This window comes from Nocardia fusca NBRC 14340 (assembly GCF_001618425.1).
Lineage (GTDB): Bacteria > Actinomycetota > Actinomycetes > Mycobacteriales > Mycobacteriaceae > Nocardia > Nocardia fusca.
The window spans coordinates 154,894-181,621 of sequence record NZ_BDCU01000030.1 but is presented as its reverse complement, the minus strand read 5'-3'; the positions used below and the strand labels follow the sequence as shown (position 1 = coordinate 181,621).

The following is a 26,728-nucleotide window of genomic DNA, read 5'->3' as shown; positions in this document are numbered from 1 at the left end:
GTCGGAAATATGAGCACCGGCAGCACTTCGACAGCGCAACGTTTACGTCAGGCACTGGACGGGCCGTGGGGCGAGGTCCGGGAACAGGCCCGCACTCAGCTCGCGGGCCCCGAGTACACCGGCGATCCCGACCTGGATCTGCCCGAGGCACGGGCCCGGGTGCTGGAGCAGATGCGGTCGCTGGCGAAACTCGATTACGCCGAACGAGGTTTCCGGCGGGAGAACGGCGGCACCGGGGAGCCCGGCGCGGCCGTCGTCGGCCTCGAGATGCTCGCCTACGCCGATCTGTCGCTGTGGGTGAAGTCGGGTGTGCAGTGGGGGCTGTTCGGGGGCGCGGTGGAGAACCTGGGCACCGAACGGCATCGCGAACACATCCGGCGGCTGATCTCGCTGGATCTGCTCGGCTGTTTCGCGATGACCGAATCCGGGCACGGGAGCGATGTCGCGAATCTGGAGACCACCGCGACCTACGACCCGGCCACCGAGGAATTCGTCATCCACACGCCCACCCCCTCGGCGCGTAAGGACTACATCGGCGGCGCCGCCGAACACGCGCGGATGGCCGCCGTTTTCGCGCAGCTGCGGACCCCGGCGGGCGAGCACGGGGTGCACTGTCTGCTGGTCCCGATCCGGGACGAGCAGGGTAACGATCTGCCCGGTGTCACCACTTCCGACTGCGGGCGCAAGGGCGGGCTGCCCGGTGTGGACAACGGCCGCATCGTCTTCGACCAGGTGCGGATCCCGCGGGAGAACCTGCTCAACCGCTATGCGGATGTGGAACCGGACGGTACCTACCGCTCCGAGATCGACAACCCCAGCCGGCGCTTTTTCACCACCCTCGGCACTTTGGTCCGCGGGCGGGTCAGCGTCGGTGGCGCCGCGGCGGCCGGTGCCCGGGTCGCGCTGAGCATCGCGTTGCGGTACGCGCTGAAGCGCCGCCAGTTCGGCGATCCGGACAACGGCAACGAGACCCTGCTGCTGGACTACCGGATGCATCAGCGCCGGTTGCTGCCGCTGCTCGCGCGTTCCTACGCGCTGGCGTTCGCGCAGAACGATCTCGTCCGCCGGATGCACCTGGTGCAGACCGGTCAGGATCTGGCGCCCGGGGCGCAGCGGGCACTGGAGAAGCGGGCCGCCGGCCTGAAGGTGGCGCAGACCCGCCACGCCACCCGCGCCATCCAGGAATGCCGCGAGGCATGCGGCGGCGCCGGCTACCTGACGGAGAACCGGCTGGTCACCCTGAAGGCCGATACCGATGTGTTCACCACCTTCGAGGGTGACAATGTGGTGCTCACCCAGCTGGTCGCCAAGGAGATCCTGACCGCCTACGCCGACGAGATCCGCGATCTGGACGCGCTGGGCTGGGTCCGGTTCGCCGCGACCATGGCCGGCGATGTGGTGCGGAAACGGTCCGGGGTGCGTCAGCTCATCCAGACCCTGCGCGACCGCGGCGGCGAGACGGTCGACGAGGGCGATCTGGGGCGCCGCGATACGCAACTGGCGTTGTTCGCCGACCGTGAGGACTATCTGACCCGCACGGCCGCGCACCGGCTGCGGGCGCGCGCCGAGGAGACCGAGCCCTTCGAGGCCTTCAACAACGCCCAGGACCATATTCTGGCCGCGGGCGCCGCCCATATCGACCGGTTGATCCTCGAGGCCTTCATCGAGGGCATCGCCGATATCGAGGAGGAGGAGCCTCGCCGGCTGGCCGAAACCGTCTGCGATCTGTACGTGTACTCGATCCTCGAGGAGCACTCGGCCTGGTACATCATGCACCGTTTCATCTCGGTGGAACGGGCCAAGGCGATCCGGCGCGGGGTGAACGAACTCGTCGACCGGCTCCGCCCGGACGCGCTCACGCTCGTCGAGGCGCTGGGTGTGCCGGAGTCCATGCTGGGTGCCGCGATGCTGGACGACGCGAGCGTGCACCAGCGGCAGTAGCGGGCAGCCGGGGGCGGGCCCCGGTCTAACCGGACCGGGCCCCCGCCGGGCGGGCAAGGTATACAGCCACCCAGTAGAGGCCGATGGCCAGCGCGATACCGGCCGCGGCGCCGCCGAGGACATCGGTGGCGAGATGGTAGTCCAGCGCCACCATCCCGATGCCCGCCCCGAACCAGGCGGCGGCCGTGAGCGCGACGATCACCGCGCGGGCGCGCACCGAGCGCAGCAGCAGGACCAGGGTGGTAACCACCGCGACCAGGTGCACGGTATGGCCACTGGGATAGGCGAGATAGTCGTGCAGGGGGCGTGACCAGAACGGTTTCAACGCCCAGGCGTTGATCGCGACAGCAGTCTCCGGCACCAGCACCATGGTCGCGGTCTCCCACCATTTGCGCTGCCAGGCGAACCATGCGGCACCACCGCACAGGACGGCGAGGACCACCCCGGTATTGGTCGCGAGGGTGAGTACCTCGGCGATCCAGGGCCGCGGATCCAGTCGGGGATCGACCCGCTCGTTCACCGCGAGATCGAACGTGGTCTCTCCGCCGCCCGGGGGGAACGACCACGGGAGGGCGGCCGCGACGGTTGCTCCGGCGGCCGCGGTCGCCGCGGTGGCGAGCGGGTTCGCGGTACTGCCGGGACCGCGGACCCGGCGGGGTTCGGCGGTATCTGCCGCTTCGTCGGTGCCGACGTGGGACGGGTGCGCGTCGGCGGCGTCCGGTGTTCCCGGACGGTCTGCGCCCGTGCGCCGGATACGGCCGGTGGGCCGGTCCGCGCCGAACGGATCCGGCGCCGCGGATGCTGTGCTCACGGTCCGACCCTAGTGGGCGCAGCCGGTCGAAGCCCATCCGCGATTCGCGTACGGTCGCAGCACGGAGGTACGCAGGACGCGCACGGCCGGAGCGAGCGCCCGGGGCACGGACGCACATTGCCGCAGCGGAGACGGGGGTACGTATGGCGCCCACGGCCGGAGCGGGCACGGTCAGGCAAGGCGCGCAGGGCTGGAGCGAAGGCGGAGGTATGCCCAGGGCACGCAGGGCCGGAGCGAAGGCGTGGACACGCCTGGGAGCGCCACCGTCCGGCCCGTGATGTTCTTCTGCTGCCTCACCCGGGGCCGTAGGTGAGGAACGCGGTGATCAGGAACCACAGCATCCAGGCGATCGCGATGAACATTCCGAGCGCGAAGCCCGCGCGCATGGCGGCGCGGCCGAAATCGATATCACCGACCTCGCGCGGATACAGCCGCCACGGGCTGTACCAGGGGGAGCGGAATCGTCGGGCCCCGGCCGCGCGTTCGTACTCGGCGAGATCCTCGGCGTACTGTTCGGCCTCCGCCTGGGCCGGGCCGCCGTGCCACAGGGTGACATCGATGGGGCCGAGGAATCCCTCTTCGAGCAGGCGCTGCGGTGCCGGGAGGTACGGCAGCATCCCCATCCCGCGGAACGACAGGGCCACATCGTTGGCGGTCCAGCGGTGCGATTCACGTTGGGCGAGCACGCCGAAATAGTGCCGCAGCCCGTTCCCGTCGTCACCGACGATCACATCGAAGCTCGGGTCGTGCACCTTCTGCTCGATCTGCACGGGCACGTTCTGCAGGGGCACGACCAGCGCGACACCGTGTACCGCGCGCTGTCCCAGCCCGCGGGCGGCCAGCCAGGTCTGCAGGGCGAAGGTGTGTTCGCGGGAACGGTCCAGCGGGGAACGGTTGTCGCTGGTCTCGAGTTCGGCGCGGACGCCGTTGAGGGTCCAGTCGCCGGTCAGCGGGGCCTGCAGGGTGCCACCGTGCGGCGAGTGCAATCCCGCGACATCGATGACCACACAGCTGGTGGGCGTCCACACCACGGCGTCGAAATGGTAGGACTCGCCCTGATGGACGAGGCCGCAGTTCACCGTCGCGACCCCCTGCGGGCTCCCCGCGCCGTCCCAGCCGCTGAGCCAATCCACCAGAGCCCGTTCGGCAACGCTGTCGGTGCTGTTCTGTACCTGCACGAGCATGGTGACCGCCCTTCGCGTCCGAGCCGAGGCAATGGTGTCCGAGCCGAGGCTGTGGTGGCGCCGGCTGTGCGGCGCCCTCTTCGAAACTACCGGTCCGGCTCCTGCGCGGGAAGTTTACCGGCGCGAACCGCCGCGACGAGTTCGGCGTGATCGGCCTCGGCGCGGTCGGCGTAACGCACCGCGAACTCGGCGATCGCGGTGTCGAAATCCTCGTCGTCGCCCAGATAACCGCTGATCATACGTGGATCCAGCGAGCGGGCGTGGGCGCGGGCGAGCAGCGCTCCGGCCAGCCTGCCGTAGTCGTCGAGGTCGTGCGGTTCGAGTTCCTCGGGAGCGATCCCGCCCTTGAGATTGCGGAACTGGCGGACGATGAACGGCAGCTCGCGGGTGCCGTCGGCGGTGGGTACGGACATGGTGGTCCAGCCGAGGAGGATATCGGTCTCGGTCTGAACCAGCCTGGCGCCCTGCACGATTCGCTTGCCCTCGTGTTTCGGTGCGGCGCTGCCGAGTACGGGTGCCAGCGCCGAGGGCGCCGCCTGTTTGAGTTGCAGGACCAGTACCTCGCCCGAATTGCCGTGCAGCAGTGCGACGTAGCTGTGCAACCCGACGCTACCCGTACCGACGATGCGGAACGCGATATCGGCCACCGCGAACCGGCCCAGCAGCTCCTGCCGTGATTCCCGCAGCGACGTACCGTAGCGTTCGAGGGCATCGATGGCCGCGTCCTCGACCTCCTGGGGGACGGTGGTGAGGAGCGGGGGGTCGGCGACGAAACGGTGCCTGTCGATACCGGTTTCGTGGTCGTCGATATGGGTCCACTTCCGCACGACCTTGTCGCTGTTGTTCTTCCGGGCCTTCTTGGCGGCCTTCTTGAAGTTGTCCAGCAGATCCTGGGCCTCGACGCGGTCGAGGACCGATTCGTCGGCGAGCGCGGACCAGGTGGTGAGGAACGGTCGTTCGGCGAGGACGGCCGCGACGCGCCGATAGCTGCGTGCGGCGTCCGCGGCAGCGGTACGGCATTCCTCCTCGCCGGCGCCGCCGACCCGCCCCGCCAGGACCAGGCTGGCCGCGAGCCGCTCCAGGTCCCATTCCCACGGACCCGGCACGGTGTCGTCGAAATCGTTGATATCCATGACGATCTCGCCGCGGGAGGTGCCGTAGAGGCCGAAGTTGCCGGCGTGGGCGTCCCCGCAGAGCTGGGCGGTGAAGCCGGTATCGGGGCTGCCCGCCAGATCGGTGGCCATCAGCCCGGCCGAGCCCCGGTAGAACGCGAAGGGAGAGGCGATCATCCGGCCGATGCGCAGCGGGATCAGCTCCTCGATACGACCGGAGTTGCTCGCCTCGACGAATTCCACCACCGACGGCCGCCCGCCGGTGGGCACGGCACGGTCCCGGGCCGTGGGCGGCACCCGGTCGCGGACGGCCCGGCCGCGAGCGAGTACGTCCTCGGCGGGGGTGTAGGAGCGTAGCGGGATACGACCGGTGGACACGCGGTAACGGTACCGACCCGGCGGTTCGTCCCGGCTCCGGGTGCTCGCGTGGACGCGAGGGGCCGGAGCCGGTTCGGCTCAGCCGGCCCGCAGTGGTGTGAGGGGCAGGCGCAGTGCCCCGGGTGCCGCCGCGGGAACCGCCGGCCGCACCGGTGCCACGGGAGCGATCCGCTGATACGGGGTGCCCAGCCCCGGCCGGGTGTCCTCCTGATCCTTGTTCGGCCAGAAGGCCATCGCGCGTTCGGCCTGCGCGGTGATGGTCAGCGACGGGTTCACCCCGAGGTTGGCGGTGACCGCGGACCCATCGGCGATATGTAGGCCGGGATGCCCGTAGACCCGCTGATAGGGGTCCACCACGCCCGTCTCGGGCCGGTTGCCGATCACACAGCCGCCGATGTAGTGCGCGGTCGCCGGGATATCGAGGACGTCGGTGTAGAGCCCGTGGGTGTCCCCGTCGATCTTGGCCGCGAACCGCCGGCCGACCTCGTGCGCCAGCGGGATCCAGGTCGGGTTCGGCTTACCCGTGCCCTGTTTCGTCGTCAATCCGCCGCGCCGCAGGAACGAGGTGAGCGAATTGTCCAGCGACTGCATGACCAGCAGGATGACCGATCGCTCCGAGGCGTGCCGGGCGTTGAAACTGCGCAGGAACACCACCGGGTGGGCGACCGCGGCGAGCAGGAAGCGCAGGAACCGGAACGCCCCGCCGTCGATCACCGGGGCCGAGAGGGGGAACAGCGCGTTCTGGCCTTTGCCGTAGTGGCACACCTCGATATGGGTGTTCGCCTCGGGATGTATCGAGGAGGTGATGGCGACACCGGCGGCGAAGTCGCGGCGTGACCGGCTCACCACCGCCAGGATCGCCTCGGAATTGCTGCGGGTGAGTTCACCCAGGCGCGGGGAGAGCCGCGGCAGTACGCCCCGATCCCGCATCCGGTGCAGCAGCCGCTGGGTGCCCAGCGCCGCGCCCGCGAACACCACCTGCTCGGCGGTGAAGGTCCGTGTGCGCTTGCGGATCCACCGGTCGGGCCGGGAGGTATCGACGGCGTAGCCGCCGCCGGGCAGCGGTCGCACCGCGGTGGCGGCGGTGAGCGGGTGCACGGTGGCACCGGCCTGCTCGGCCAGGAACAGGTAGTTGGTGGTGGTCGTGTTCTTGGCGTTGTGCGGGCAGCCGGTCAGGCAGCGGGCGCAGTGCACACAGCCGCGGCGGCGCGGGCCGGCACCGCCGAAATAGGGATCGTCGACCTCGGTGCCGGGGTCGTCCTCGTTGAAGAACACCCCGACGTCGGTGGGGTGGAAGGTCTCGCCCACACCCATATCCGCGGCGACCTCGCGGATGACCTCGTCGGCCGGGGTCGTCCGCGGGTTGGTCGTCACGCCGAGCATGCGGCGCGCCTGGTCGTAGTAGGGCGCGAGTTCGGCCTGCCAGTCGGTGATGTGCGCCCACTGCCGATCGGTGAAGAAATCGGTGAGCGGTTCGTAGAGTGTGTTGCCGTAAATGAGGGAGCCGCCGCCCACTCCGGCGCCGGAGAACACGGCGCATTTGCCGAGCAGGCTGATCCGCTGGGGTCCGGTGAACCCGAGTTTCGGTGCCCAGATGGATTTGCGGAGGTTCCAGTTGCTGCGCGGCAGCGTCTCGGCGTCCCAGCGCCGCCCGGCTTCGAGGACCCCGACCCGGTAGCCTTTCTCCGTGAGTCGCAGGGCGCTCACGCTCCCGCCGAACCCCGATCCGATGACCACGACGTCGTAGTCGAACTCTGACATGATCTTCCTCTCACCCGACTCGATGGTGAGATGGTTTCATACTCATTCTTTCATCGAATGACGCGGCGGGGTGTGCTGGCGCGGGTGGGCGCCATACGGTAAGCACACCCATGTGATGAGCGATTCGGGAACCGGCGGATCAGAGACCGCGGGCCGGGATCCCGGTGGTGCGCTCGCCGCGGTCCTGTCCGACCGGCTGCTCACCGTCCCCAACGTGCTCAGCGTGCTGCGGTTGATCGGTGTCCCGCTGTTCCTGTGGCTGCTCCTGGTGGAGTACGCCGACGGTTGGGCGTTCGTCCTGCTCATCCTGAGCGGGCTCACCGATTTCCTCGACGGCAAACTCGCCCGGCTGCTGGACCAGTCCTCGCGGCTCGGCGCCCTGCTGGATCCCTTCGTCGATCGGCTCTATCTGGTGACCACACTGGTCGCCTTCGTCGTCCGCGGGCTGATCCCCTGGTGGGTGGCCGCCCTGCTGATCGGACGCGACGCGGTGCTGACCCTGACCCTGTCGGTCTACCGCCGGCGTGACCTGGACCCGCCCGAGGTCATCTATCTGGGCAAGGCGGCCACCTTCGCGCTCATGTCGGCGCTGCCGTGGCTGCTGGCCGGGCAGATGGACTGGGCCGGCGATGGTTTCGGCGCCGCGTTCGGCGGGGCACTTCTGATCTGGGGTACGGCCGTCTATGTGTGGACCGGTCTGCTCTACCTGGGCCGCGCCGTCGCCGTGGCGCGCCGGATTCCGCCGGCGCCCGCCGGGGGCCGTGCCACACGCGGCGGGGATACCGGCGCGGCAGAGGGCGGCGGGCTCGCATAGAGTTGCGGGCATCGTGCACGACGACACGAGGAGAGGACATCACGTGAGCCGGGTTCCGGAGGATCTGCGTTACACCGCGGAACATGAATGGGTGCGTCGGACCGAGCCCACCCGTGTTCTGGTGGGGATCACCGATTACGCCCAGTCGCAACTCGGTGACGTCGTGTTCGTGCAGTTGCCCGAATCCGGCGCCGACGTTGCCGCCGGGGACAGCATCGCCGAGGTCGAATCGACCAAGAGCGTTTCCGATATCTACGCTCCACTGAGCGCGAAAGTCGTTGCGGTAAACCAGGAACTGGAGGCGAAACCGGAAACGCTGAATACCGATCCCTACGGTGACGGGTGGTTGTTCGAACTCGAGGTGGCCGATGCGGCCGCATTGGACTCGAGCCTCGGTGAACTGCTCGATGCCGCGGGTTATCAAGGAGTTATCGGGGGCTGATCCAGCCTTCCCGGTTCTACCTGCACGGGTACGGCCCGGCAGGGTACGGTCAATGCCAACGGATGTGCCGCCCGGAGTCGGGGCCGCCCAGCCACGTCTTATCGCGGCATCTGCCTGCATGGTTTATGAGGTTCGAGGAGGAGAGAAACGGTGAGCGAGAACAAAGACCCGGGTTACGGGGAGACCGCGGCCGAGACGACGTCGGTCTTCCGCGCGGATTTCCTGAACGAGGTCGACGCATCGCGCTCCGGCGAGCCGACCGGTGAACAGCCGGTGCAGGGTGTCGAGGGTCTTCCGGTCGGGGCGGCGCTGCTCGTCGTCAAACGTGGCCCGAACGCGGGTTCGCGTTTTCTGCTGGACCAGCCCACCACCTCGGCCGGCCGGCATCCCGACAGCGATATCTTTCTCGACGATGTCACCGTCAGTCGTCGTCATGCCGAGTTCCGGCAGGACGAGGATTCCTTCCAGGTCGTCGATGTGGGCAGCCTGAACGGCACCTACGTCAATCGCGAGCCGGTGGATTCGTCGGAGCTGCAGAACGGTGACGAGGTACAGATCGGTAAGTTCCGGCTGGTTTTCCTCACAGGTCCGCGGACCCAGGAGGCCGGTTCTGCGGCCGGTGCGGGGAGTCTGTGAACAGCTGACGATCGGTGCGCCGGTCCGGGTGATCGGCGCCTCGGCATGAAAGACTCGAGATCATGACAGGCGCGGCGCAGCAGTGGGCGCACGGAGGGATGTCGATCGGCTCCGTGCTCGATCTGCTGCGACCGGATTTTCCGGATATCACCATTTCCAAGATCCGCTTCCTGGAAGCGGAGGGCCTGATCCGGCCGGAGCGGACGCCGTCCGGCTACCGCCGGTTCTCGGTCGCGGACTGCGAACGGTTGCGTTTCGTCCTGACGGCGCAGCGCGACCAGTACCTGCCGTTGAAGGTGATCAAGGAACAACTCGAGGCGATCGACAGCGGTGCCGCGACGCTCGGGGTGCGGGAAGCCCGCGCCCGGGCGCGGACCGCCCGGCCGGATACGGGGCGTGCGGAGCCGTACGACGGCACCGAGGTGCTGCCGCGTCCGCCGCGACGGCTGGGTGTACCACCGGGTCGCGTCACGCCGGACGATTTCGAGTTCGATCATCAGATCCGGGTGACCCGGGCGGATCTGCTGGACCGGGCCGGGATCGATGAGACGTTCCTCAACGATCTGATCCGGGCGAATTTGATCACCCCGGGCCCGGCCGGGTTCTTCGACGCCGATGCGGTCACACTGGCGGCGACCGCCAAGGCGATGGCCGAATTCGGTTTGGAGGCGCGGCATCTGCGGGCGTTCAAACTCGCCGCGGACCGGGAGGCGGCGCTGGTGGCGCAGATCGCGGCACCGATCGCCAAGAGCCGCGACGCCGGCGCCCGGGCGCGGGCCGAGGAGACGGTCCGCGAACTTGCCGCGCTGTCGCTGACACTGCACGCGAGCCTGGTGAAGGCGTCGGTGCGCAACTCACTCGGCGGATGAGCCGAGTGTCCGATTCCCGCCGTCATCGGCGGAATCCGGTCTGACCTGCGGCCGAGTGGCCGGGGGCTACGCTGGTGGCAACACACTGATTCCGGTGCCCGTCAGCGATCGCGGCGCCGCGCCGAATTCGCCTAGACTCGTGGTACGGCGAGCCCTGCATCGGCGAGGGCGGGCAGCCGGGGAGTATGGGAGGCAGTGCGATGAGCGAAATGCGCGTGATCGGCATCCGGGTCGAGCAGCCACAGAACCAGCCCGTCCTGCTGCTGCGGGAGGCGGAGGGTGAGCGGTATCTGCCGATCTGGATAGGACAGGCGGAGGCCACGGCCATTGTGCTCGAACAGGAGGGCGTCACACCGATCCGGCCGCTCACCCACGATCTGATCAAGGTCTTGATCGCGGATCTCGGGCATACCCTCGAGGAGGTTCATATCGTGGACCTGAAAGAAGGGACGTTCTACGCCGATCTCGTCTTCGAGAACGAGGTGCGGATCTCGGCCCGACCGTCGGATTCGGTGGCGATCGCCCTGCGCGTCGGCTGCCCGATCTACGCTGCGGAATCAGTGCTCGAGGAAGCCGGTCTGGTGATGCCCGACGAACGCGAGGACGAGGTCGAAAAGTTCAAGGAGTTCCTGGAGTCGGTCTCGCCGGACGATTTCAAAGCGACCGACAGTTGAGTATCCGCGCTATTTTCTAGACCTCAACTACAGGTCGAGACTGTTACCGCGCGTCGCGTTTGGTTCGGCACTGCTGCGGCCGAGAGAATGGGAAGAGTAGCCTCATAGTCGACGCCGGGCCGTCGGCTATAGGCACTGATCGGCGGAGCAAGGGAGTAGTTCAGTGGCAGAGAATATGCGGGATATGCGATCGGAAGTGGGCCCGCCTCGGCGCTACGAAATACAACCCGGATTGTTCCCCGACGATTCGGTTCCCGACGACCTGGTCGGATACCGGGTGCCGACAGCCTGTCAGGTTGCCGGTATCAGTTACCGGCAACTGGACTACTGGGCGCGGACCGCGCTGGTGGTGCCCTCCATTCGCGGGGCGGCGGGCTCGGGCAGCCAGCGGCTGTATTCGTTCAAGGACATCCTGGTCCTGAAAATCGTCAAGCGGCTCCTCGATGCCGGTATTTCGCTGCAGAACATCCGTATCGCCGTCGACCATCTGCGTAGTCGCGGAGTGGAGGATCTGGCGAATATCACCCTTTTCTCCGACGGAACCTCGGTATACGAGTGCACCTCACCGGAAGAAGTCGTCGATTTACTGCAGGGCGGCCAAGGGGTATTCGGTATCGCGGTGAACAGTGCCATGCGGGAACTCACCGGTGCCATCGCCGCATTCCCCGCCGAACGCGCCTCGGAGACCACCGAGCGTCCCGAGGACGAATTGTCCTATCGCCGCAAGGCGCGCCTGACCCGTAAAACCGGCTGATCGCTCGCCGGCGACCACGGGGCCGCCGAATGAGGGAAACGACACATACCGGCGGGTGGCTCCCGGACGTCGCTGCTCACCGGGCTAGACTTGGCGGGCGCCGTAGCCGTGCGGGAGAGTCCCGGATCCTCGCCGGATCCGGGCGCCGAAGGAGCAGCACCTCCCCGTCAATCTCTCAGGCCCCAGGACCGTGCGGGAACCGGCGCCTCTGGAAAGTGGTGGCTGCGGGCCACCCGCCCAAGGTGAAAGGTGGACCGGAGCGAGATCCGGCCGCCGAAGCTCTCAGGCGCCGCGACAGAGGGGGAGGGCCCCGAGCCGACCGTGCCGGTCGGCCGCCCCACCCAGGGAGCCGCGGTGAGCCAGACCTTCGCAGATCGTCATATCGGACCGGATGACCACGAGTTCGCGCGGATTCTCGCCGCGATCGGCCTCGGCTCGGCCGACGAGCTGGCGGCCGCCGCGCTGCCAGCCGGGATCCGCGATGACGATCCGCTGGCCGGGCTGCCCGCGCCGGGCACCGAACACGAGGTGCTCGCCGAGCTCGCGGCGCTCGCCGAATCCGATCATGTCGCCACTTCCATGATCGGCCTGGGCTACTACGACACTCTGACCCCGCCGGTGCTGGTGCGCAATCTGCTGGAGAATCCCGCCTGGTACACCGCGTATACGCCCTATCAGCCGGAGATCAGCCAGGGCCGGCTCGAGGCGCTGCTCAATTTCCAAACCATGGTGACCGATCTGACCGGCACCGATGTGGCCAATGCGTCCATGCTCGACGAGGCCACGGCGGCCGCGGAGGCGATGACCCTGTTGCGCCGGGTCAATCGCCGGGGCCCCGGCCGGTTGGTGATCGACCGCGACCTGTTCCCGCAGACCCGTACGGTGCTGGCCACCCGGGCCGAACCGCTGGGCATCGAGATCGTGGAGGCCGACCTGGCCGCGGACGGCCTGCCCGACGGGGAGTTCTTCGGCGTGATCGTGCAGGTGCCGGGCGCCTCGGGCCGGATCGTGGACTGGGCGGCGACGATCGCCGCCGCCCACGACCGCGGCGCGCTGGTCGCCGCCGGCGCGGATCTGCTCGCGCTCACCCTGGTCACTCCGCCGGGTGAACAGGGTGCGGACGTATGTTTCGGCACGACCCAGCGTTTCGGGGTGCCGATGGGGTTCGGTGGCCCGCACGCCGGGTACCTGGCGGTGCGCGCCGACTACGCACGCCAGCTGCCGGGCCGGCTGGTCGGAGTATCCAAGGACGCGGACGGCGCCCCCGCCTATCGGCTCGCCCTGCAGACCCGTGAACAGCATATTCGCCGGGAGAAGGCCACTTCCAATATCTGTACGGCCCAGGTACTGCTGGCCATCGTGGCCGGTATGTACGCCTGCTACCACGGTGCGGACGGGTTGCGGGCCATCGCCCGCCGGGTCCACGGGCACGCCGCGCGGCTGGCCGCGTCGCTCGGGCCGGCCCTGGTGCACGACCGCTACTTCGATACGGTGCTGGCCCGGGTGCCGGGCCAGGCGGAGACAGTGGTCGCCAAGGCTGCCGCCCGCGGGGTGAATCTGCGCTGGGTGGACGACGACCATGTGGCGGTGGCCTGTGACGAGGCCACCACCGCCGACCACCTCGCGATCGTGCTGGACGCGTTCGGAATCGCCCCCGCCGACCCGCCCGCCGCCGCGATCGAAGACCGGACTTCGGAATTCCTGACCCATCCGGCGTTCACCCGGCACCACACCGAAACAGCGATGCTGCGGTATCTGCGCGCGCTCTCGGACTCCGACATCGCCCTGGACCGCAGCATGATCCCGCTCGGCTCGTGCACCATGAAGCTCAACGCCACTGCCGAAATGGAACCGATCACCTGGCCTGGATTCGCGCGGTTGCATCCCTATGCCCCGGCCGCCGATACGCCGGGTCTGCGGCGGGTGATCCACGATCTGGAACGCTGGCTGGCCGAGATCACCGGGTACGACGCGGTGAGTCTGCAACCGAACGCCGGTAGCCAGGGCGAATACGCGGGACTGCTGGCCATCCGCCGCTATCACCTGGACCGGGGCGATACCCGCCGCGACACCTGCCTTATCCCGTCCAGCGCCCACGGCACCAATGCCGCGTCCGCCGCCATGGCGGGCCTGCGGGTCGAGGTCGTGAAGTGCCGGGCCAACGGCGATGTGGACCTCGACGATCTGCGGGCCAAGATCGCCGACCACGCCGAACGCCTGGCCTGCATCATGATCACCTACCCGTCCACGCACGGCGTGTACGAGAACGAGATCGCCGAACTGTGCGCGCTGGTGCACGATGCCGGCGGCCAGGTCTATGTCGACGGCGCGAATCTGAACGCACTGGTCGGCCTGGCGCGGCCGGGCCGGTTCGGCGGCGACGTCAGCCATCTCAATCTGCACAAGACGTTCTGTATCCCGCACGGTGGCGGCGGCCCGGGGGTCGGTCCGGTCGCGGTCCGCTCCCACCTGACGCCCTACCTGCCCGGCGATCCGCTGGTCGCCGGGTCGCACGCGGTATCGGCGGCGGAGTACGGGTCGGCGTCTATCCTGCCGATCACCTGGGCCTACATCCGGATGATGGGAGCCGAGGGCCTGCGCCGGGCCACCCTCACCGCGATCGCGTCGGCCAACTATCTGGCGCGCCGCCTGGGTGAGTACTACCCCGTCCTCTACACCGGCGACAACGATATGGTCGCCCACGAATGCATCCTGGATCTGCGCGAGATCACCAAGCGCACCGGGGTCACCGTCGACGATGTGGCCAAACGGCTCGCCGACTACGGGTTCCACGCGCCGACCATGAGTTTCCCGGTGGCAGGCACCCTGATGGTGGAACCGACCGAGAGTGAGAACCTGGCCGAGCTCGACGCGTTCGCCGAGGCCATGATCGCCATCCGGCGCGAGATCGATCGGGTGGGCACGGGGGAGTGGCCGGCCGAGGACAACCCGCTGCGCAATGCCCCGCACACCGCGGCAAGCCTGGTCCGCGAATGGGACCACCCGTACAGCCGGGAGGTCGCGGTGTACCCGCTCGGTCTCACCCATGACCGGCCCAAGGTGTGGCCGGCCGTCCGCCGGATCGACGGCGCGTTCGGTGACCGCAATCTGGTCTGCACCTGCCCGCCGCCGGAGGCCTACGCGGACTGACGCGTGGACGGCGCCGGAACAGTTCGGTACACCCGCCCGGTCGGAGCCTTCGTGTGACGACCGGCGGGCCGGGGTACGGGCCGGTCGGCCCGGAATCGGAAGTCCCCTGAGCTCGAGAACGGACTGCGCCCCGGCCGGGCCCCGTTCCGGAGAACGACACCTCGACCGGGGCGCGACGGACCGGGCGGTCCACCGATCGGCGTCAGGCCGGAACGAGGACGTTCGCGCTGTCCTCCTCGGCCGGATGCGACTCGTGGTCGTCCACCATGGTCTGCTCGTCGAAGGGCACCTTCCGGTCCAGGACGTCGCGCATCTGCTCGGGGTCCACGGTTTTGGTCCAGGTGCCGACCAGCAGGGTGGCGACGGCATTCCCGGAGAAATTGGTGAGCGCGCGGGCCTCGGACATGAAGCGATCGATGCCGACGATCAAACCGACGCCGTCGAGGAGTTCGGGCCGATGACTCTGCAGACCGCCGGCCAAGGTGGCCAGGCCCGCACCGGTGACACCGGCCGCGCCCTTGGACGCCACGATCATGAACACCAGCAGACCGAGTTGTTCGCCCAGATTCAACGGCTGCCCCATCGCGTCCGCGATGAAGATCGAGGCCATGGTCAGGTAGATGGCGGTGCCATCCAGATTGAACGAATAGCCGGTCGGTACGACCACGCCCACGGTGGTGCGCTGCACCCCCAGATGTTCCATTTTCGCGATCAGCCGCGGCAGCGCCGATTCCGAAGAGGAGGTGGCCACGATGAGCAGGTATTCGCGGGCGAGGTAACGGCACAGTTTGAAGATCGACACCCGCGCGACCAGCCGCAGCAGGACACCGAGTACCCCGAAGACGAACAGCAGGCAGGTCAGGTAGAACGCGATCATCAGGGTGGCCAGCTGGACCACGGCTTCCAAACCCGTCCGGCCCACCACATTGGCGATCGCGCCGAACGCGCCGATCGGGGCCAGCCAGAGGATCATCGACAGAATTCGGAAGACCAGCTTCTGGATCAGTGCCACACCGCGCACGATCGGCTCACCGGCCGAACCCATGGCCTGCACCGCGAACCCGACCAGCAGCGCGACGAACAACGCCTGCAACACACTGCCCGCGGTCAGTGAGGAGACCAGGGTCGTGGGGATGATGCTGTGCAGGAATTCCACGGTGCCGCCGGCTCCGTGCGCCTCTTCGGCGTACTTGGCGCCCTGGCCGGCCGACTCGGTGATGTTCAGCCCGGTGCCCGGATCGAGCAGATTGCCGACCAGCAGTCCGATACCCAGCGCCACCGTGGACATGGCCAGGAAATACCCGAGGGCCAGGCCACCGACCTTGCCGACGGTGGTGGCCGCCCGCACCGAACCGATGCCGAGGACGATGGTGCAGAAGATGACCGGCGCGATCATCATCTTGATCAGGTCGACGAACATGGTGCCCAGCGGTGCCAGCGCGCGGCCGGCGTCCGGCGCGAGCCAGCCGACCAGTATGCCCGCCAGGACGGCGACGATCACCGCCAGATAGAGCCAGTGGGTGCGATCCCGCCGTGTTCGAGTCCGGTCCTCCATGACCTGATCTCCTCCCGAGTCGTAGTGCGCGGGCGGGGTGAACCCGGCCACCACGCCCTGTGCAATGGTGGACCGATACGTGACGTCCGTCACGCTTTTGTGCATTTCGTTCAGCGGAGGAGCTTGTGCGAACCGGTCGATGGTCCCTGGCGGGACAGGTCTTCGTCCTGCAACTGGTGCTGTTGGCGCTGGTCACGGCCCTCTGGGCCGGGTACGCGGTGCTGGACGCCCGGCGCGAGGGCGACCGGACCGTGACCCGTGAGGTCACCGATATCGCGGTGAGCGTGGCGGCGGCGCCGTCCACCGCGGCCGCGGTGCGGTCCCCGGATCCGACCGGCCTGCTGCAACCGGTGACCGAACAGATCCGGCAGGCGACCGGGGTGGATTTCATCGTGGTGATGGCACCTGACCGCACCCGGTTCACCCACACCGACCCGGCGCGGATCGGTCAACCGTTCAGCGGGAACATCGACCGCGCGCTGGCCGGTGCCACCTTCACCGAGATCTATACCGGTAGCCTGGGCCCCTCCATTCGCGCGGTGACCCCGGTCTACGCCGACGGGCGCGTGATCGCGCTGGTCTCCGCGGGGGTGACCCGGGCGGTGATCGGGGAGCGCTTCACCGCGCAGTTGCCCGTCATCCTGGGTGTGACGGCCGTGGGCCTTTTCGTCGCCGCCGCCGGGTCACTGCTGCTGAACCGCCGCTTGCGCAGGCAGACCCGGGGCCTGGCCCCCGCGCAGCTGTGGGCGATGTACGAACACCACGACGCGGTACTGCATGCGGTCCGCGAGGGGCTGCTGGTCTTCGGGCCCACCGGTGAGCGAGCGGAGGTGGTCAACGACGAGGCCCGCCGGTTGCTCGAACTGCCCGAGGGGCCGGTGACCCGTGCCGATCTGCCCGTCTCGCTGCGTGACCTGCGCCGGCGGACCGTTCGCGACGAAACGCATGTGACCGCCGACCGGGTGCTGCTGGTCAACCAGGATGTCGTCGATCTGGGCCGCCGCGCGCAGGGCACGGTGACCACCATCCGTGACCACACCGAATTGCGCACGGTTCTGGGTGAACTCGATACCGTCCGCGGTTTCGCCGAATCGTTGCGGGCCCAGGCGCACGAATCGGCCAATCGGCTGCACACCGTCGTCACCATGGTCGAGTTGGGCCGCTACCGCGAAGCGGTGGAATTCGCGACCGCAGAACTGGAGTTGTCCCAGGCGCTGATCGATCGGCTGCTGGCCGAGGTGGGCGATCCGGTGCTGGCGGCCCTGCTGCTGGGCAAGGTGAACCAGGCGGCCGAGCGCGATGTCGAACTGACCGTGACCGCGGATACCGCCATGGATTCGGCGGCGCCGCTGTCCACGCGGGACGCGGTCACCCTGATGGGGAATCTGATCGACAATGCGATCGACGCCGCGGCCGGCAGCCCCGACGCCTGGGTCGAGGTGACCGCCCGCGCGGACGCGACGGCGCTGACGGTCCGGGTGGCCGACAGCGGCCCCGGTATCCCGCCGGAGAGTTTCACCCGGGCCGCGCGGCGCGGATACTCCACCAAGGCCCGGCACCAAGGTCTGGGCCTGGCGCTGGTGCTCGGGCTGGTCACCCGCCACGGTGGCACCATCGGCACCGAGACCGCTCCGGAGAGTGCGGTCACGGTGCGCATTCCACGGGAGGAGCGCGGATGATCCGGGTGCTCATCGTCGAGGACGAACCGCTGATCGCCGACGCCCACGCGGCCTACCTCGGCCGGCTCTCCGGATTCCGCGCGGTCGGGCATGCCCGCACGGGCCGGGAGGCGCTGCGGTCGGTCGCGGCCGCGGCCGCCGCCGGTACACCTATCGATCTGGTGTTGCTGGATATCGGTCTGCCCGATATGAGCGGCCTCGAGGTGGCGGCGACTCTCGTCGGGCAGCGGCCGCGACCGGACGTCATCGCGATCACCTCGGCCCGCGATCTGGCCATGGTCCGCGCCGCCGTGGCCCACGGCGTGGTGCTCTACCTGTTGAAACCGTTCACCTTCGCGGCGTTCCGGGACAAACTGGAACGGTACCGCGATTTCCACGGCGCGCTGCCCACCGGCGAAGCCGCCGCCACCCAGGACGATATCGATCAGGCCTTGGCGGTGCTGCGCACCCCCGCGCGGCAGGGTGGCACACCGAAAGGCGTCGCGCCGGATACGCTCGCCGAGATCACCCGCGCCGTCCGCGCCGCGCCGGACGGGCTCACCGCCGCCGATGCCGCGACCTCGATCGGCGTCTCGCGGATCACCGCCTGGCGCTATCTGGAGCGGCTCACCGAGGACGGTGTGCTGGACCGGCGCGCCGAATACGGCCGCACCGGCCGGCCCCGGACCCGCTATCGCTGGCGGGAATCCCGGACCGGACGGTCCGGCTGACCGCCGTTCAGGGCGTGGTGAGCGCGCCGACCACGGCGGTGCCGAACTCGAGGTCGTTACTGCTCGGCAGTACGGCATAGCTGCCGCCGGTGCGCTGGGTCAGCGTGCGCAACGTATCGGTGCCCTGGCCGCCCCCGACGACGATGACGTCCACCCGGACGGGTGTCGCGGGATCGCCCGCGTCCTGGATGGCGGACAGGAGGTCTTCTCCGCTGAGCGTGGACTCGTCCTCGGGCCCGTCGGTGACGAGCAGGATCGAGTTGGTGCGTTCGGCGGCGTAGGTCTCGATCGCGCCGCGATAGGCCGCCAGCAATGCCGGATAGCATTCGTCGGTGCTGTCGGCGGTCGCCTCGATCTTCCCGAGCGATCCCATCAGAGTGCCGCGGTGCTCGTCGTCGAGGCGGGCGGTGCCGGCGATGACCCGATACGGGTTCTCGCCGTCGACGTTCTTGCCGAATGTCCAGATACCCAGGCCGAAATCGGGTGGCATCACGTTCAGGGTGGAGGCCAGCGCGCCGACGGTGTTGGCCAGGCGGGTGAGCTCGCCTTCGGTGGTGCTCATCGAGGACGAGACGTCCACCAGCGCGGTGGCCTGCACCCCGAGCACCGGGTGGGTGAGCGCCTTGCGAAGCCGGTCCAGCGCGGCGCGTGGCGGTGCGGCGACCTGCTGGGCCGGTGGAGCGGCGAAGCCGGCGGCGATCAGGTCCCGCTGTTGTTCGGGCCTGCGCAGATAATCGGCGAACAGACCGGCGATGAGATTCTGGGTTTCGTCCACCCAGGGTCCGGACATGATCGCGGCCGGGTAGTCGGCCACCGGTGCCGCCCCGACGGGGACGTAGGCGGTCGCGCTGCCGTTGACCGCGAGCTGCCGCTGGGTCAGGGGTACGGCGTGCACCGCGGCCTCGGCCGGAGCGGCGGCGGACAGGGTGGCCATCGCGGCGGAGACGTCGGTGGCCGCGGGTGCGGCGGCGGCCAGACCCGACACCGCGGAGACGGCCTGGCCGGATTTCGCGGCCTCCTCGGTGAGCGGTTCGGTACCGGAGATCGCGCCCGCGACGGCGGCGGCCACGGCGAGCGTGCTGTCACCCGGAGGGAGCGCCAACTCCAGCCCCGCCCAGCCCGGGAGACCGATCTGATCGAGTGAACCCTGTTGCAGCCGTGGCAGATCCGCCCACGAGGTCTGGGTGGCGGCCAGCGCGTGCCGCAGGATCTCCGGTACGGCGAGCACGATGGGACTGGACGCGATGGACTGCGGGGTGCCCTCGATGAGGCCCGGTACCCGCATGGACTCGATATCGCGGCTGGACACCGGTATCCACAGCCCCGGTCGGGGGCCGAGGACGGGATTCCAGGTGGCGTTCGAGGTGAAGGCGGCCACCATATCGGCGGACGGCCGCTCGGTGACGACGACCTTCGCGCAGTGGTCGCGGACCACCGGCCGGGTCTCGTTGTATCGTGCCGCGATGGTACGGACCGGGTCGGCGACCTCCGGGTCGGCCGTCACGTCGAGGACGGCCTCGCCTTCCACGCACGTGCCCGCGGCCGCCGATCGGTCCGCGGGATCCGTGCCCAGTCGAGAACATCCGAAAACCAGTGCGACCAGGACCACCACGATAACCGCCGCGATCACCGGTCCCTTGCTCGATCTCCGGGAAGAACCGGTGCTGCGATGGGTACCCACGGGCAGTCAGTCTATGGTCCTGAACCGCCCCGTGACGCACCACGGTCACGACTGTGGGGCCGCGCTCGCCGCACGGCCCCACAGTGCCTCCGACCAGCTTCGATCCGGCTACTCCCGGATCATCGTGCCCCGGTCGAATTCCTGCCCACCCCACACGCCGGATTGTCCGGTGCGCTCGGCGAACCTCCGGCATTCGGGCCGGATCGGGCAGCGCCCGCACACTTCCCGCGCATAGGCGAAGTCCTGGGACGGGTAGGGAAACCACGCCTCGTGGTTCGGGTCGCCACGGCAGGCGGCCCGATGCCATCCGCGGCTGTCGGACACGGGCAGCAGGTCTGCCAGAATCTCGACGGTCATCTCGATCCCCTCCTCTCGTGGATCGCCTCGGTGGTTGTCGTCGCGAGTTGCCGCCAGACCCGCCGCTGTGCCCGGGCGAGCGGGTCCGGCGGCCGCGGCTGCCAGAGCAGCCGCATACCGGCCTCCTCCGGAGTGCGGTCGGCTTTACCGGTATTGCAGGTCACGCAGCACGCGATGAGGTTTTCCCAGGTATTGGGCCCGCCCCGGCTGCGCGGCCGGATGTGGTCGACGGTGTGCGCCCCCGCCCCGCAGTATCCGCACCGGTTCCCGTCGCGCCGCAGGATCGCGGCATGGGTGGCGCGGCCCTCGGGGTGGCGGACCGCGAGGTGGGCCAGGTACCGGTAGCGGACCAGGCGGATCGTCTCCGGCAGCATGATCTCGGTGTGCTGGGACCGGATCGGGAAATGCGGCTGCCGTATCACGACGGATTCGGCGATCCCACCGGTCAGCAGTACCACCGCCCGGTCGGCCGGAATCCGGGCCAGCGCCTCGTAGCTGGCATTGAGCACCAGGACGCGGGTGTGTATCCAGTTGTCCGGAGTGAGCGTCGCCGGTTCGGCGACAGCGGTTGGCGGCATGGGTATCACCAGGTTTCGACGGCCCGGAACAGCCGGGACTACAACAAATGCGGGAGAAGGCGGGCGGTCAGCGCCGCTGCGGGAGGAGCCGGTCGATCGTGCGACCGCCGACGGCGGGTTCCGGCTGCCGCAACGGTTCGCCGCGGACGCCCATCGGCCGTTTCGGCGCACTGATGCGTGCTGCGGAATCGGCGTTCGACCGGGTGTCACCGGCCGGTGCGACTGGATACAAGACCACTCCTCCCTTCTCTGTGTCGTAGCCCTGCCGGGGTGGCGGGCCGGATGGAATACATGGTGGCACAGGGTGGTAGCGGTTGTCGGCTCATTTTTCCGGCACCGGGTCGGGCGCCACCGCCCGGCGGGCCGGAGTCCACCGTGGACCGCCGGGAACGCCGGGCGGCGGAGGCCGGAGTGTCACGCCGGGCCGGAGTAGAGTCCGGACCGGGACCTCTGCGCCCGCGCCCACTTGATCACCCGGCGATCGGAGCGCCGCTACCGGTCGGTAACATAAACATCGACTTTCCACCCGGTATTTCGCGGAAGTGAGGCACGTAGATGACAGAGCGGAAAAAGGTCGGCGGGCTCGAGGTTGCCACCGTTCTCCACGACTTCGTAGAGAACGAGGCGCTCCCCGGTACCGGCGTCGATTCCGCCGCGTTCTGGGCCGGCGCCGAGCGGATCATCACCGAGTTCGCGCCGCGCAACCGGGCCCTGCTGGTCGAACGCGACGAGATCCAGGGCAAGCTCGACGCCTGGCACAGCGAACACCCGGGCGCCAACTACGACAAGTCGGCCTATAAGCAGTTCCTGGTCGAGATCGGCTATCTGCAGCCCGAGCCCGCCGATTTCACCATCGGCACCTCCGGCGTCGACGACGAGATCAGCAGCACTGCCGGCCCGCAGCTTGTGGTCCCGGTGAGCAACGCGCGGTTCGCCATCAACGCCGCCAACGCCCGCTGGGGATCGCTCTACGACGCGCTCTACGGCACCGACGCCATCCCGGAGACCGGCGGCGCCGAGAAGGGCACCGGCTACAACCGGGTGCGCGGGGACAAGGTCATCGAATGGGCCCGCAACTTCCTCGACGACGCGGTCACCCTGATCACCGGCTCGCATATCGGCTCGACCTCCTACGCCATCGTCGACGGTGAGCTCGAGGTGGGCCTGGAGGACGGCACCACCATCGGGCTGGCCGATGCCGGTCAGCTGGTCGGCTACCTCGGCGACCCGGCCGCGCCGCGCTCGATCCTGCTGAAGAACAACGGTCTGCACATCGAGATCCAGATCGATCCGGAGTCGCCGATCGGCAGCACCGATACCGCCGGTATCAAGGACGTCGTTCTCGAATCCGCGGTCACCACGATCATGGACTTCGAGGACTCCGTGGCCGCGGTGGACGCCGAGGACAAGACCCTCTGCTACCGCAACTGGCTGGGCCTGATGAAGGGCGACCTCGCCGAGGAGGTCACCAAGAACGGCAAGACCTTCACCCGGACCATGAACCCGGACCGGGTCTACACCGCCCTGGACGGGTCCGAACTGACAGTGCACGGCCGGTCGCTGCTGTTCGTGCGCAATGTCGGCCATTTGATGACCAGCGACGCGATCCTGGACGCCGAGGGCAACGAGGTGCCCGAAGGCATCCTGGACGGCATCATCACCTCCCTGATCGCCAAGCATTCGCTGCGCGACGATGTGGCGCTCACCAACAGCCGCACGGGGTCGGTCTACATCGTGAAGCCGAAGATGCACGGCCCGGACGAGGTGGCCTTCACCAACGACCTGTTCGCCGCGGTCGAGGATGTGCTCGGCCTGCCGCGTAACACCCTCAAGGTCGGCATCATGGACGAGGAGCGCCGTACCACGGTGAACCTCAAGGCGTGTATCAACGCCGCCGCCGACCGGGTGGTGTTCATCAACACCGGCTTCCTGGACCGCACCGGCGACGAGATCCACACCTCCATGGAGGCGGGTCCGATGATCCGCAAGGCCGAGATGAAGACCCAGCGCTGGATCCTGGCCTACGAGGACTGGAACGTCGATACCGGTATCACGGCCGGCCTGCCGCACAAGGCGCAGATCGGCAAGGGGATGTGGGCCATGCCGGATCTGATGGCCGGCATGCTCGAACAGAAGATCGGTCACCCCAAGGCCGGCGCCACCACCGCGTGGGTGCCCTCGCCGACGGCGGCCACCCTGCACGCCACCCACTACCATCTGGTGGACGTGTTCAAGCGGCAGGCCGAGATCGCCAAGGGCGGGGCGCGCGCGAGTGTCGACGACATCCTGCAGATCCCGCTGGCCGCGGACACCAACTGGTCCGAGGCCGACAAGCAGCAGGAGCTGGACAACAACTCGCAGTCCATCCTCGGCTATGTGGTGCGCTGGATCGACCAGGGCGTGGGTTGTTCGAAGGTGCCCGACATCTCCGATATCGCGCTGATGGAGGATCGGGCCACCCTGCGGATCTCGAGCCAGCTGATGGCCAACTGGCTGCGTCACGGTGTGGTCACCACCGACGAGGTGGTGGCGAGCCTGGAGCGGATGGCACCCGTGGTGGACCGGCAGAACGCCGGCGACCCCGGCTACCGTCCGATGGCGCCCGATTTCGCGGGCAGTGTCGCGTTCCAGGCCGCGAAGGATCTCATCCTCGAGGGGACCGCGCAGCCCAACGGCTACACCGAGCCGATCCTGCACCGCCGCCGGCGGGAGGCCAAGGCGCTGGCGGGCAAGAACGAGGCGTAACCGCTTACGGCACGACAGCACGTGGTCCCCGGCCTCTCGCGAGCGGCCGGGGACCGCGTGTGCGTATGCCCGGCGCGCCCGTGCGGGGCACGCCAGGAATGTGCACGCCGGGTCGCGGTGTTGCCCCGGACATGAAGGTTTTGATCGTTTACGCGCACCCGGAACCCGATTCGCTCACCGGCGCACTGAAAGATGTGGCCGTCGAACAGTTGCGGGCCGACGGCCACGAGGTGCGGGTGAGCGACCTCTACGCCATGGGCTGGAAAGCGCACGCCGACGCCGCCGATTTCGGCGCGGTGGCGGAGACGAACTTCATGCTGGCCTCGGGTGAGGCCTTCGCCAACGGTACGTTGAGCGAGGATATCCGGGCCGAGCAGGAGAAACTGCTGTGGGCCGATACCGTGCTGCTGCATTTCCCGCTGTGGTGGTTCGCCATGCCCGCGATCCTCAAAGGTTGGGTGGATCGGGTGTTCACCTGCGGGTTCGCCTACGGGGCGGGTGGTACCGCCATCCCGCGCTACGGTGACGGCGTACTCGCCGGCCGGCGGGCGATGCTGGTGGTGGCCGTCGGTGGCCGGGAACCCGCGTACTCCGATCGCGGAATCAACGGTCCGACAGCGGATCTGCTGTTCCCCATCCACCACGGCATCCTCTACTACCCGGGCATGGATGTGCTGCCGCCGTTCGTCGTGCACGGCGCGATCCGGGTGGACGACGAACGTTTCGAGCAGCTCGCCATCGACCTGCGTAAGCGGCTGGCGGAGCTGGACACTGCCGAGCCGATCCGGTATCGGCGTCAGGCCGGTGGTGACTACGATCGCTCGCTCCGGCTCGAACCGGGCCGCGAGGAGCCGGGAGCCACCGGATTCGGGCTGCACATCGCCTCGTGAGGTCGCGGCGGGCAGCGACGCGTCGCTGCCTCCCTCCGGGAATCGGTTCGCGCAGTAGAGGTTGGGGAGGGCTCGGGCTGCGGACGTTCCGGGGCAGGACTAGCTTGGTCGAGTCGAGACCGTATCCGGGGAACGAGTGGATCGGTTCCCTGTTCGATGGAGGAGAATTTTGCGAGTCCTGCTGGTCGCGAGTGCTTTCAACAGCCTCACACAGCGTGTGCACACCGAACTGCGCTATCGCGGGCACGAGGTGGCGGTCGAATTGGCGCTCGGCGACGATCTGCTGCGGGCCCGGGTCGCTGCGTTCCGGCCCGATCTCATCGTGGCGCCGATGCTGACCACCGCTGTCCCGGAGGACATCTGGACCGAGCACACCGTGCTGATCGTGCATCCCGGTCCCAAGGGCGATCGCGGCCCCTCCTCGCTCGACTGGGCGATCAGCGAGGGCGCGTCCGAGTGGGGTGTCACGGTGCTCCAGGCGGTCGAGGAGATGGATGCCGGGCCGATCTGGGCTTCGGTGCCCTTCCCGGTCCCCGCGTGCGGGAAGAGCGAGCTGTATCGCAACGAGATGTCGGATGCCGCCGTGGCGGCGGTAATGCTGGCCGTGGAACGTTTCGCCGCCGGGGATTTCGTGCCCGAGCCGCTGGACTACGACCGGCCCGATGTCCGGGGCCGGTTGCGGCCCTACCATTCCCAGCAGTACCGCCGGATCGACTGGACGACCGACAGCACCGCCGAGGTGCTGCGTAAACTACGCGCGGCCGATTCGCAGCCCGGTGTGCTCGACGAACTCTACGGCCGTGAGTATTTCGTGCACGGCGGCCACAATGAGGACCGGTTGCGCGGCGAGCCGGGCGCGGTGATCGCCACCCGTGACGGCGCGATCTGCCGGGCCACCGTCGACGGCGCGGTGTGGTTGCCGCAGTTGCGGCGCCGCCGGACACCGGGCGGGCCGGCGACATTCAAACGGCCCGCGGTGGCGGCACTCGGCGCCGACCTGCCCGCCGCCACTCCGGAGGTGCCGGTATCGGCGGCCGCGGCGGCCGTCCGCGATACCTGGTCGGAGGTGCGCTACCGCGAGGAAGAGTCGGTGGGCTACCTCGAATTCGCCTACGCGGGTGGGGCGATGAGCACCGCGCAGTGCCGCCGGTTGCTCGCCGCCTACCGAGAGGCCTGCGCGCGGCCGACCCGGGCCCTGGTCTTCGGTCCGGCCCGGGACTTCTTCTCCAACGGCATCCACCTGCACGTCATCGAATCGGCCGAGGACCCGGCCCGGGAGTCCTGGCACAACATCAACGCCATGAACGATCTCGTGGAGGCGATCCTCACCACCACGGACAAACTCGTCATCTCGACGCTGCCCGGGAACGCGGCCGCGGGCGGGGTGATGCTGGCGCTGGCCGCCGACGAAGTATGGGCCCGCGAGGCTGCGGTGCTCAATCCGCACTACCGCCTGATGGGCCTGTACGGCTCGGAGTACTGGACCTATTCACTGCCGCGGCGCGTCGGCGCGGTCGAGGCCGCCCGGCTCACCCGGGAAACCCTGCCGGTGGGCGCAAAAGCGGCCGCGGACCTCGGTCTGGTGGATCGGGTGGGTTCCGGCGACGCCGCCGAGTACGCCGCCTGGGTGCGCCGGGAGGCGGCGGCGCTGGCCGATTCGCCCGAACTGGAGAACCGCCTGACCGCCAAGAAACAACTCCGCGAGGCCGATGAGGCCGCCAAACCGCTGGCGGAATACCGGACCGAGGAACTGGCGCAGATGCGCCGGAATTTCTTCGAGGAGGGCGAGCCGTATCACGAACTGCGGCGGAACTTCGTGTACAACGTCGTGCCGCCTGCCACTCCGGTGTATCTGCGAAGCTGATCCGGAGATCCGCCTTTAGCTCAGTTGTGACATCAAGTGGCGAACGCACACCCCCGTGGGGTGAAATTTTTACTCTGCGGGCCCCCTCGAGGTGCGTCGAACTACTGTCCAGGTGGCCCCAGTTCGGAAATCGACTAGTACAT

21 protein-coding genes and 2 riboswitches are annotated in these 26,728 nt (G+C 68.7%); of the genes, 13 read left to right on the top strand and 8 right to left on the bottom strand.

The annotated features are described in order from the left end of the window. The first annotated feature begins 9 nt into the window (after positions 1 to 9). Positions 10 to 1,941, top strand: a complete 1,932-nt coding sequence (locus NF4_RS19770; RefSeq protein WP_063128823.1) for an acyl-CoA dehydrogenase family protein — start codon at positions 10 to 12, stop codon at positions 1,939 to 1,941. Between the two features lie 25 nt (positions 1,942 to 1,966). Here the strand turns inward: NF4_RS19770 and NF4_RS19765 are convergent, their stop codons facing one another. The 4 genes from NF4_RS19765 to NF4_RS19750 all read right to left on the bottom strand — a co-directional run bounded on the left by NF4_RS19765 (position 1,967) and on the right by NF4_RS19750 (position 7,187). Beyond that, positions 1,967 to 2,752, bottom strand: coding sequence for a phosphatase PAP2 family protein (locus NF4_RS19765; RefSeq protein WP_232330563.1), 786 nt, complete (start codon positions 2,750 to 2,752; stop codon positions 1,967 to 1,969). A gap of 293 nt (positions 2,753 to 3,045) precedes the next feature. Then, on the bottom strand, positions 3,046 to 3,936 hold the full coding sequence (locus NF4_RS19760; RefSeq protein WP_063128822.1) for a hypothetical protein: 891 nt from the start codon (positions 3,934 to 3,936) through the stop codon (positions 3,046 to 3,048). 86 nt (positions 3,937 to 4,022) lie between these two features. Beyond that, complete coding sequence (locus NF4_RS19755; RefSeq protein ID WP_063128821.1) at positions 4,023 to 5,426, bottom strand: DUF2252 domain-containing protein; 1,404 nt, start codon at positions 5,424 to 5,426, stop codon at positions 4,023 to 4,025. A 78-nt stretch (positions 5,427 to 5,504) separates the two neighbouring features. Continuing rightward, positions 5,505 to 7,187 (bottom strand): GMC oxidoreductase, encoded by a 1,683-nt coding sequence (locus tag NF4_RS19750; protein WP_063128820.1) that lies wholly within the window; start codon positions 7,185 to 7,187, stop codon positions 5,505 to 5,507. A 112-nt stretch (positions 7,188 to 7,299) separates the two neighbouring features. On the opposite strand from NF4_RS19750, the gene NF4_RS19745 reads away from it, so the two are divergent. The 7 genes from NF4_RS19745 to gcvP all read left to right on the top strand — a co-directional run bounded on the left by NF4_RS19745 (position 7,300) and on the right by gcvP (position 14,526). Continuing rightward, positions 7,300 to 8,001, top strand: a complete 702-nt coding sequence (locus NF4_RS19745; protein ID WP_232330562.1) for a CDP-alcohol phosphatidyltransferase family protein — start codon at positions 7,300 to 7,302, stop codon at positions 7,999 to 8,001. A 43-nt stretch (positions 8,002 to 8,044) separates the two neighbouring features. Beyond that, positions 8,045 to 8,443: a glycine cleavage system protein GcvH gene (gcvH, locus tag NF4_RS19740; RefSeq protein ID WP_063128819.1), complete on the top strand. Its 399-nt coding sequence runs from the start codon at positions 8,045 to 8,047 to the stop codon at positions 8,441 to 8,443. Positions 8,444 to 8,593: 150 nt separating this feature from the next. Beyond that, on the top strand, positions 8,594 to 9,079 hold the full coding sequence (gene odhI / locus NF4_RS19735) for an oxoglutarate dehydrogenase inhibitor Odhl (RefSeq protein ID WP_030520553.1): 486 nt from the start codon (positions 8,594 to 8,596) through the stop codon (positions 9,077 to 9,079). A 62-nt stretch (positions 9,080 to 9,141) separates the two neighbouring features. Further along, positions 9,142 to 9,948, top strand: coding sequence for a transcriptional regulator FtsR (ftsR, locus tag NF4_RS19730; RefSeq protein ID WP_063128818.1), 807 nt, complete (start codon positions 9,142 to 9,144; stop codon positions 9,946 to 9,948). A 200-nt stretch (positions 9,949 to 10,148) separates the two neighbouring features. Continuing rightward, complete coding sequence (locus NF4_RS19725) at positions 10,149 to 10,622, top strand: bifunctional nuclease family protein (protein WP_030520551.1); 474 nt, start codon at positions 10,149 to 10,151, stop codon at positions 10,620 to 10,622. Between the two features lie 175 nt (positions 10,623 to 10,797). After that, entirely contained in the window at positions 10,798 to 11,376 is a 579-nt protein-coding gene (locus NF4_RS19720) for a MerR family transcriptional regulator (RefSeq protein WP_063128817.1), read from the top strand. 101 nt (positions 11,377 to 11,477) lie between these two features. Then, positions 11,478 to 11,577, top strand: a riboswitch (glycine riboswitch). A gap of 1 nt (position 11,578) precedes the next feature. Next, positions 11,579 to 11,684: riboswitch (glycine riboswitch) on the top strand. 46 nt (positions 11,685 to 11,730) lie between these two features. Further along, positions 11,731 to 14,526 (top strand): aminomethyl-transferring glycine dehydrogenase, encoded by a 2,796-nt coding sequence (gene gcvP / locus NF4_RS19715; RefSeq protein ID WP_063128954.1) that lies wholly within the window; start codon positions 11,731 to 11,733, stop codon positions 14,524 to 14,526. Positions 14,527 to 14,728: 202 nt separating this feature from the next. On the opposite strand, the gene NF4_RS19710 is transcribed toward gcvP, so the two are convergent. Then, the gene (locus tag NF4_RS19710) at positions 14,729 to 16,081 is read right to left on the bottom strand and encodes a cation:dicarboxylate symporter family transporter (RefSeq protein ID WP_063128953.1); all 1,353 of its coding nucleotides are present in this window, start codon (positions 16,079 to 16,081) and stop codon (positions 14,729 to 14,731) included. A gap of 125 nt (positions 16,082 to 16,206) precedes the next feature. Here NF4_RS19710 and NF4_RS19705 point away from each other — a divergent pair, with 125 nt between their 5' ends. Both NF4_RS19705 and NF4_RS19700 read left to right on the top strand, forming a co-directional pair. Beyond that, complete coding sequence (locus NF4_RS19705) at positions 16,207 to 17,760, top strand: sensor histidine kinase (protein WP_063128816.1); 1,554 nt, start codon at positions 16,207 to 16,209, stop codon at positions 17,758 to 17,760. Beyond that, positions 17,757 to 18,470 (top strand): response regulator, encoded by a 714-nt coding sequence (locus tag NF4_RS19700; protein WP_063128815.1) that lies wholly within the window; start codon positions 17,757 to 17,759, stop codon positions 18,468 to 18,470. Before NF4_RS19705 ends, NF4_RS19700 begins: the two co-directional genes overlap by 4 nt. A gap of 7 nt (positions 18,471 to 18,477) precedes the next feature. Here the strand turns inward: NF4_RS19700 and NF4_RS19695 are convergent, their stop codons facing one another. The 3 genes from NF4_RS19695 to NF4_RS19685 form a co-directional block, all read right to left on the bottom strand. Then, positions 18,478 to 20,100, bottom strand: coding sequence for a VWA domain-containing protein (locus NF4_RS19695; RefSeq protein ID WP_232330561.1), 1,623 nt, complete (start codon positions 20,098 to 20,100; stop codon positions 18,478 to 18,480). A 159-nt stretch (positions 20,101 to 20,259) separates the two neighbouring features. Then, entirely contained in the window at positions 20,260 to 20,508 is a 249-nt protein-coding gene (locus NF4_RS19690; RefSeq protein WP_030520544.1) for a WhiB family transcriptional regulator, read from the bottom strand. Further along, positions 20,505 to 21,086, bottom strand: coding sequence for an HNH endonuclease (locus NF4_RS19685; RefSeq protein WP_063128814.1), 582 nt, complete (start codon positions 21,084 to 21,086; stop codon positions 20,505 to 20,507). Before NF4_RS19685 ends, NF4_RS19690 begins: the two co-directional genes overlap by 4 nt. 555 nt (positions 21,087 to 21,641) lie before the next feature. Here NF4_RS19685 and NF4_RS19680 point away from each other — a divergent pair. From NF4_RS19680 to NF4_RS19670, 3 genes are all read left to right on the top strand, one after another. Further along, positions 21,642 to 23,831 carry a malate synthase G gene (locus NF4_RS19680; protein ID WP_063128813.1) on the top strand — a complete coding sequence of 730 codons (2,190 nt, stop codon included), beginning with the start codon at positions 21,642 to 21,644 and terminating at the stop codon, positions 23,829 to 23,831. A 131-nt stretch (positions 23,832 to 23,962) separates the two neighbouring features. Next, the gene (locus tag NF4_RS19675; RefSeq protein ID WP_063128812.1) at positions 23,963 to 24,721 is read left to right on the top strand and encodes an NAD(P)H-dependent oxidoreductase; all 759 of its coding nucleotides are present in this window, start codon (positions 23,963 to 23,965) and stop codon (positions 24,719 to 24,721) included. A gap of 169 nt (positions 24,722 to 24,890) precedes the next feature. After that, positions 24,891 to 26,585, top strand: a complete 1,695-nt coding sequence (locus NF4_RS19670; protein WP_063128811.1) for a hydrogenase maturation protein — start codon at positions 24,891 to 24,893, stop codon at positions 26,583 to 26,585. Positions 26,586 to 26,728 lie beyond the last annotated feature (143 nt).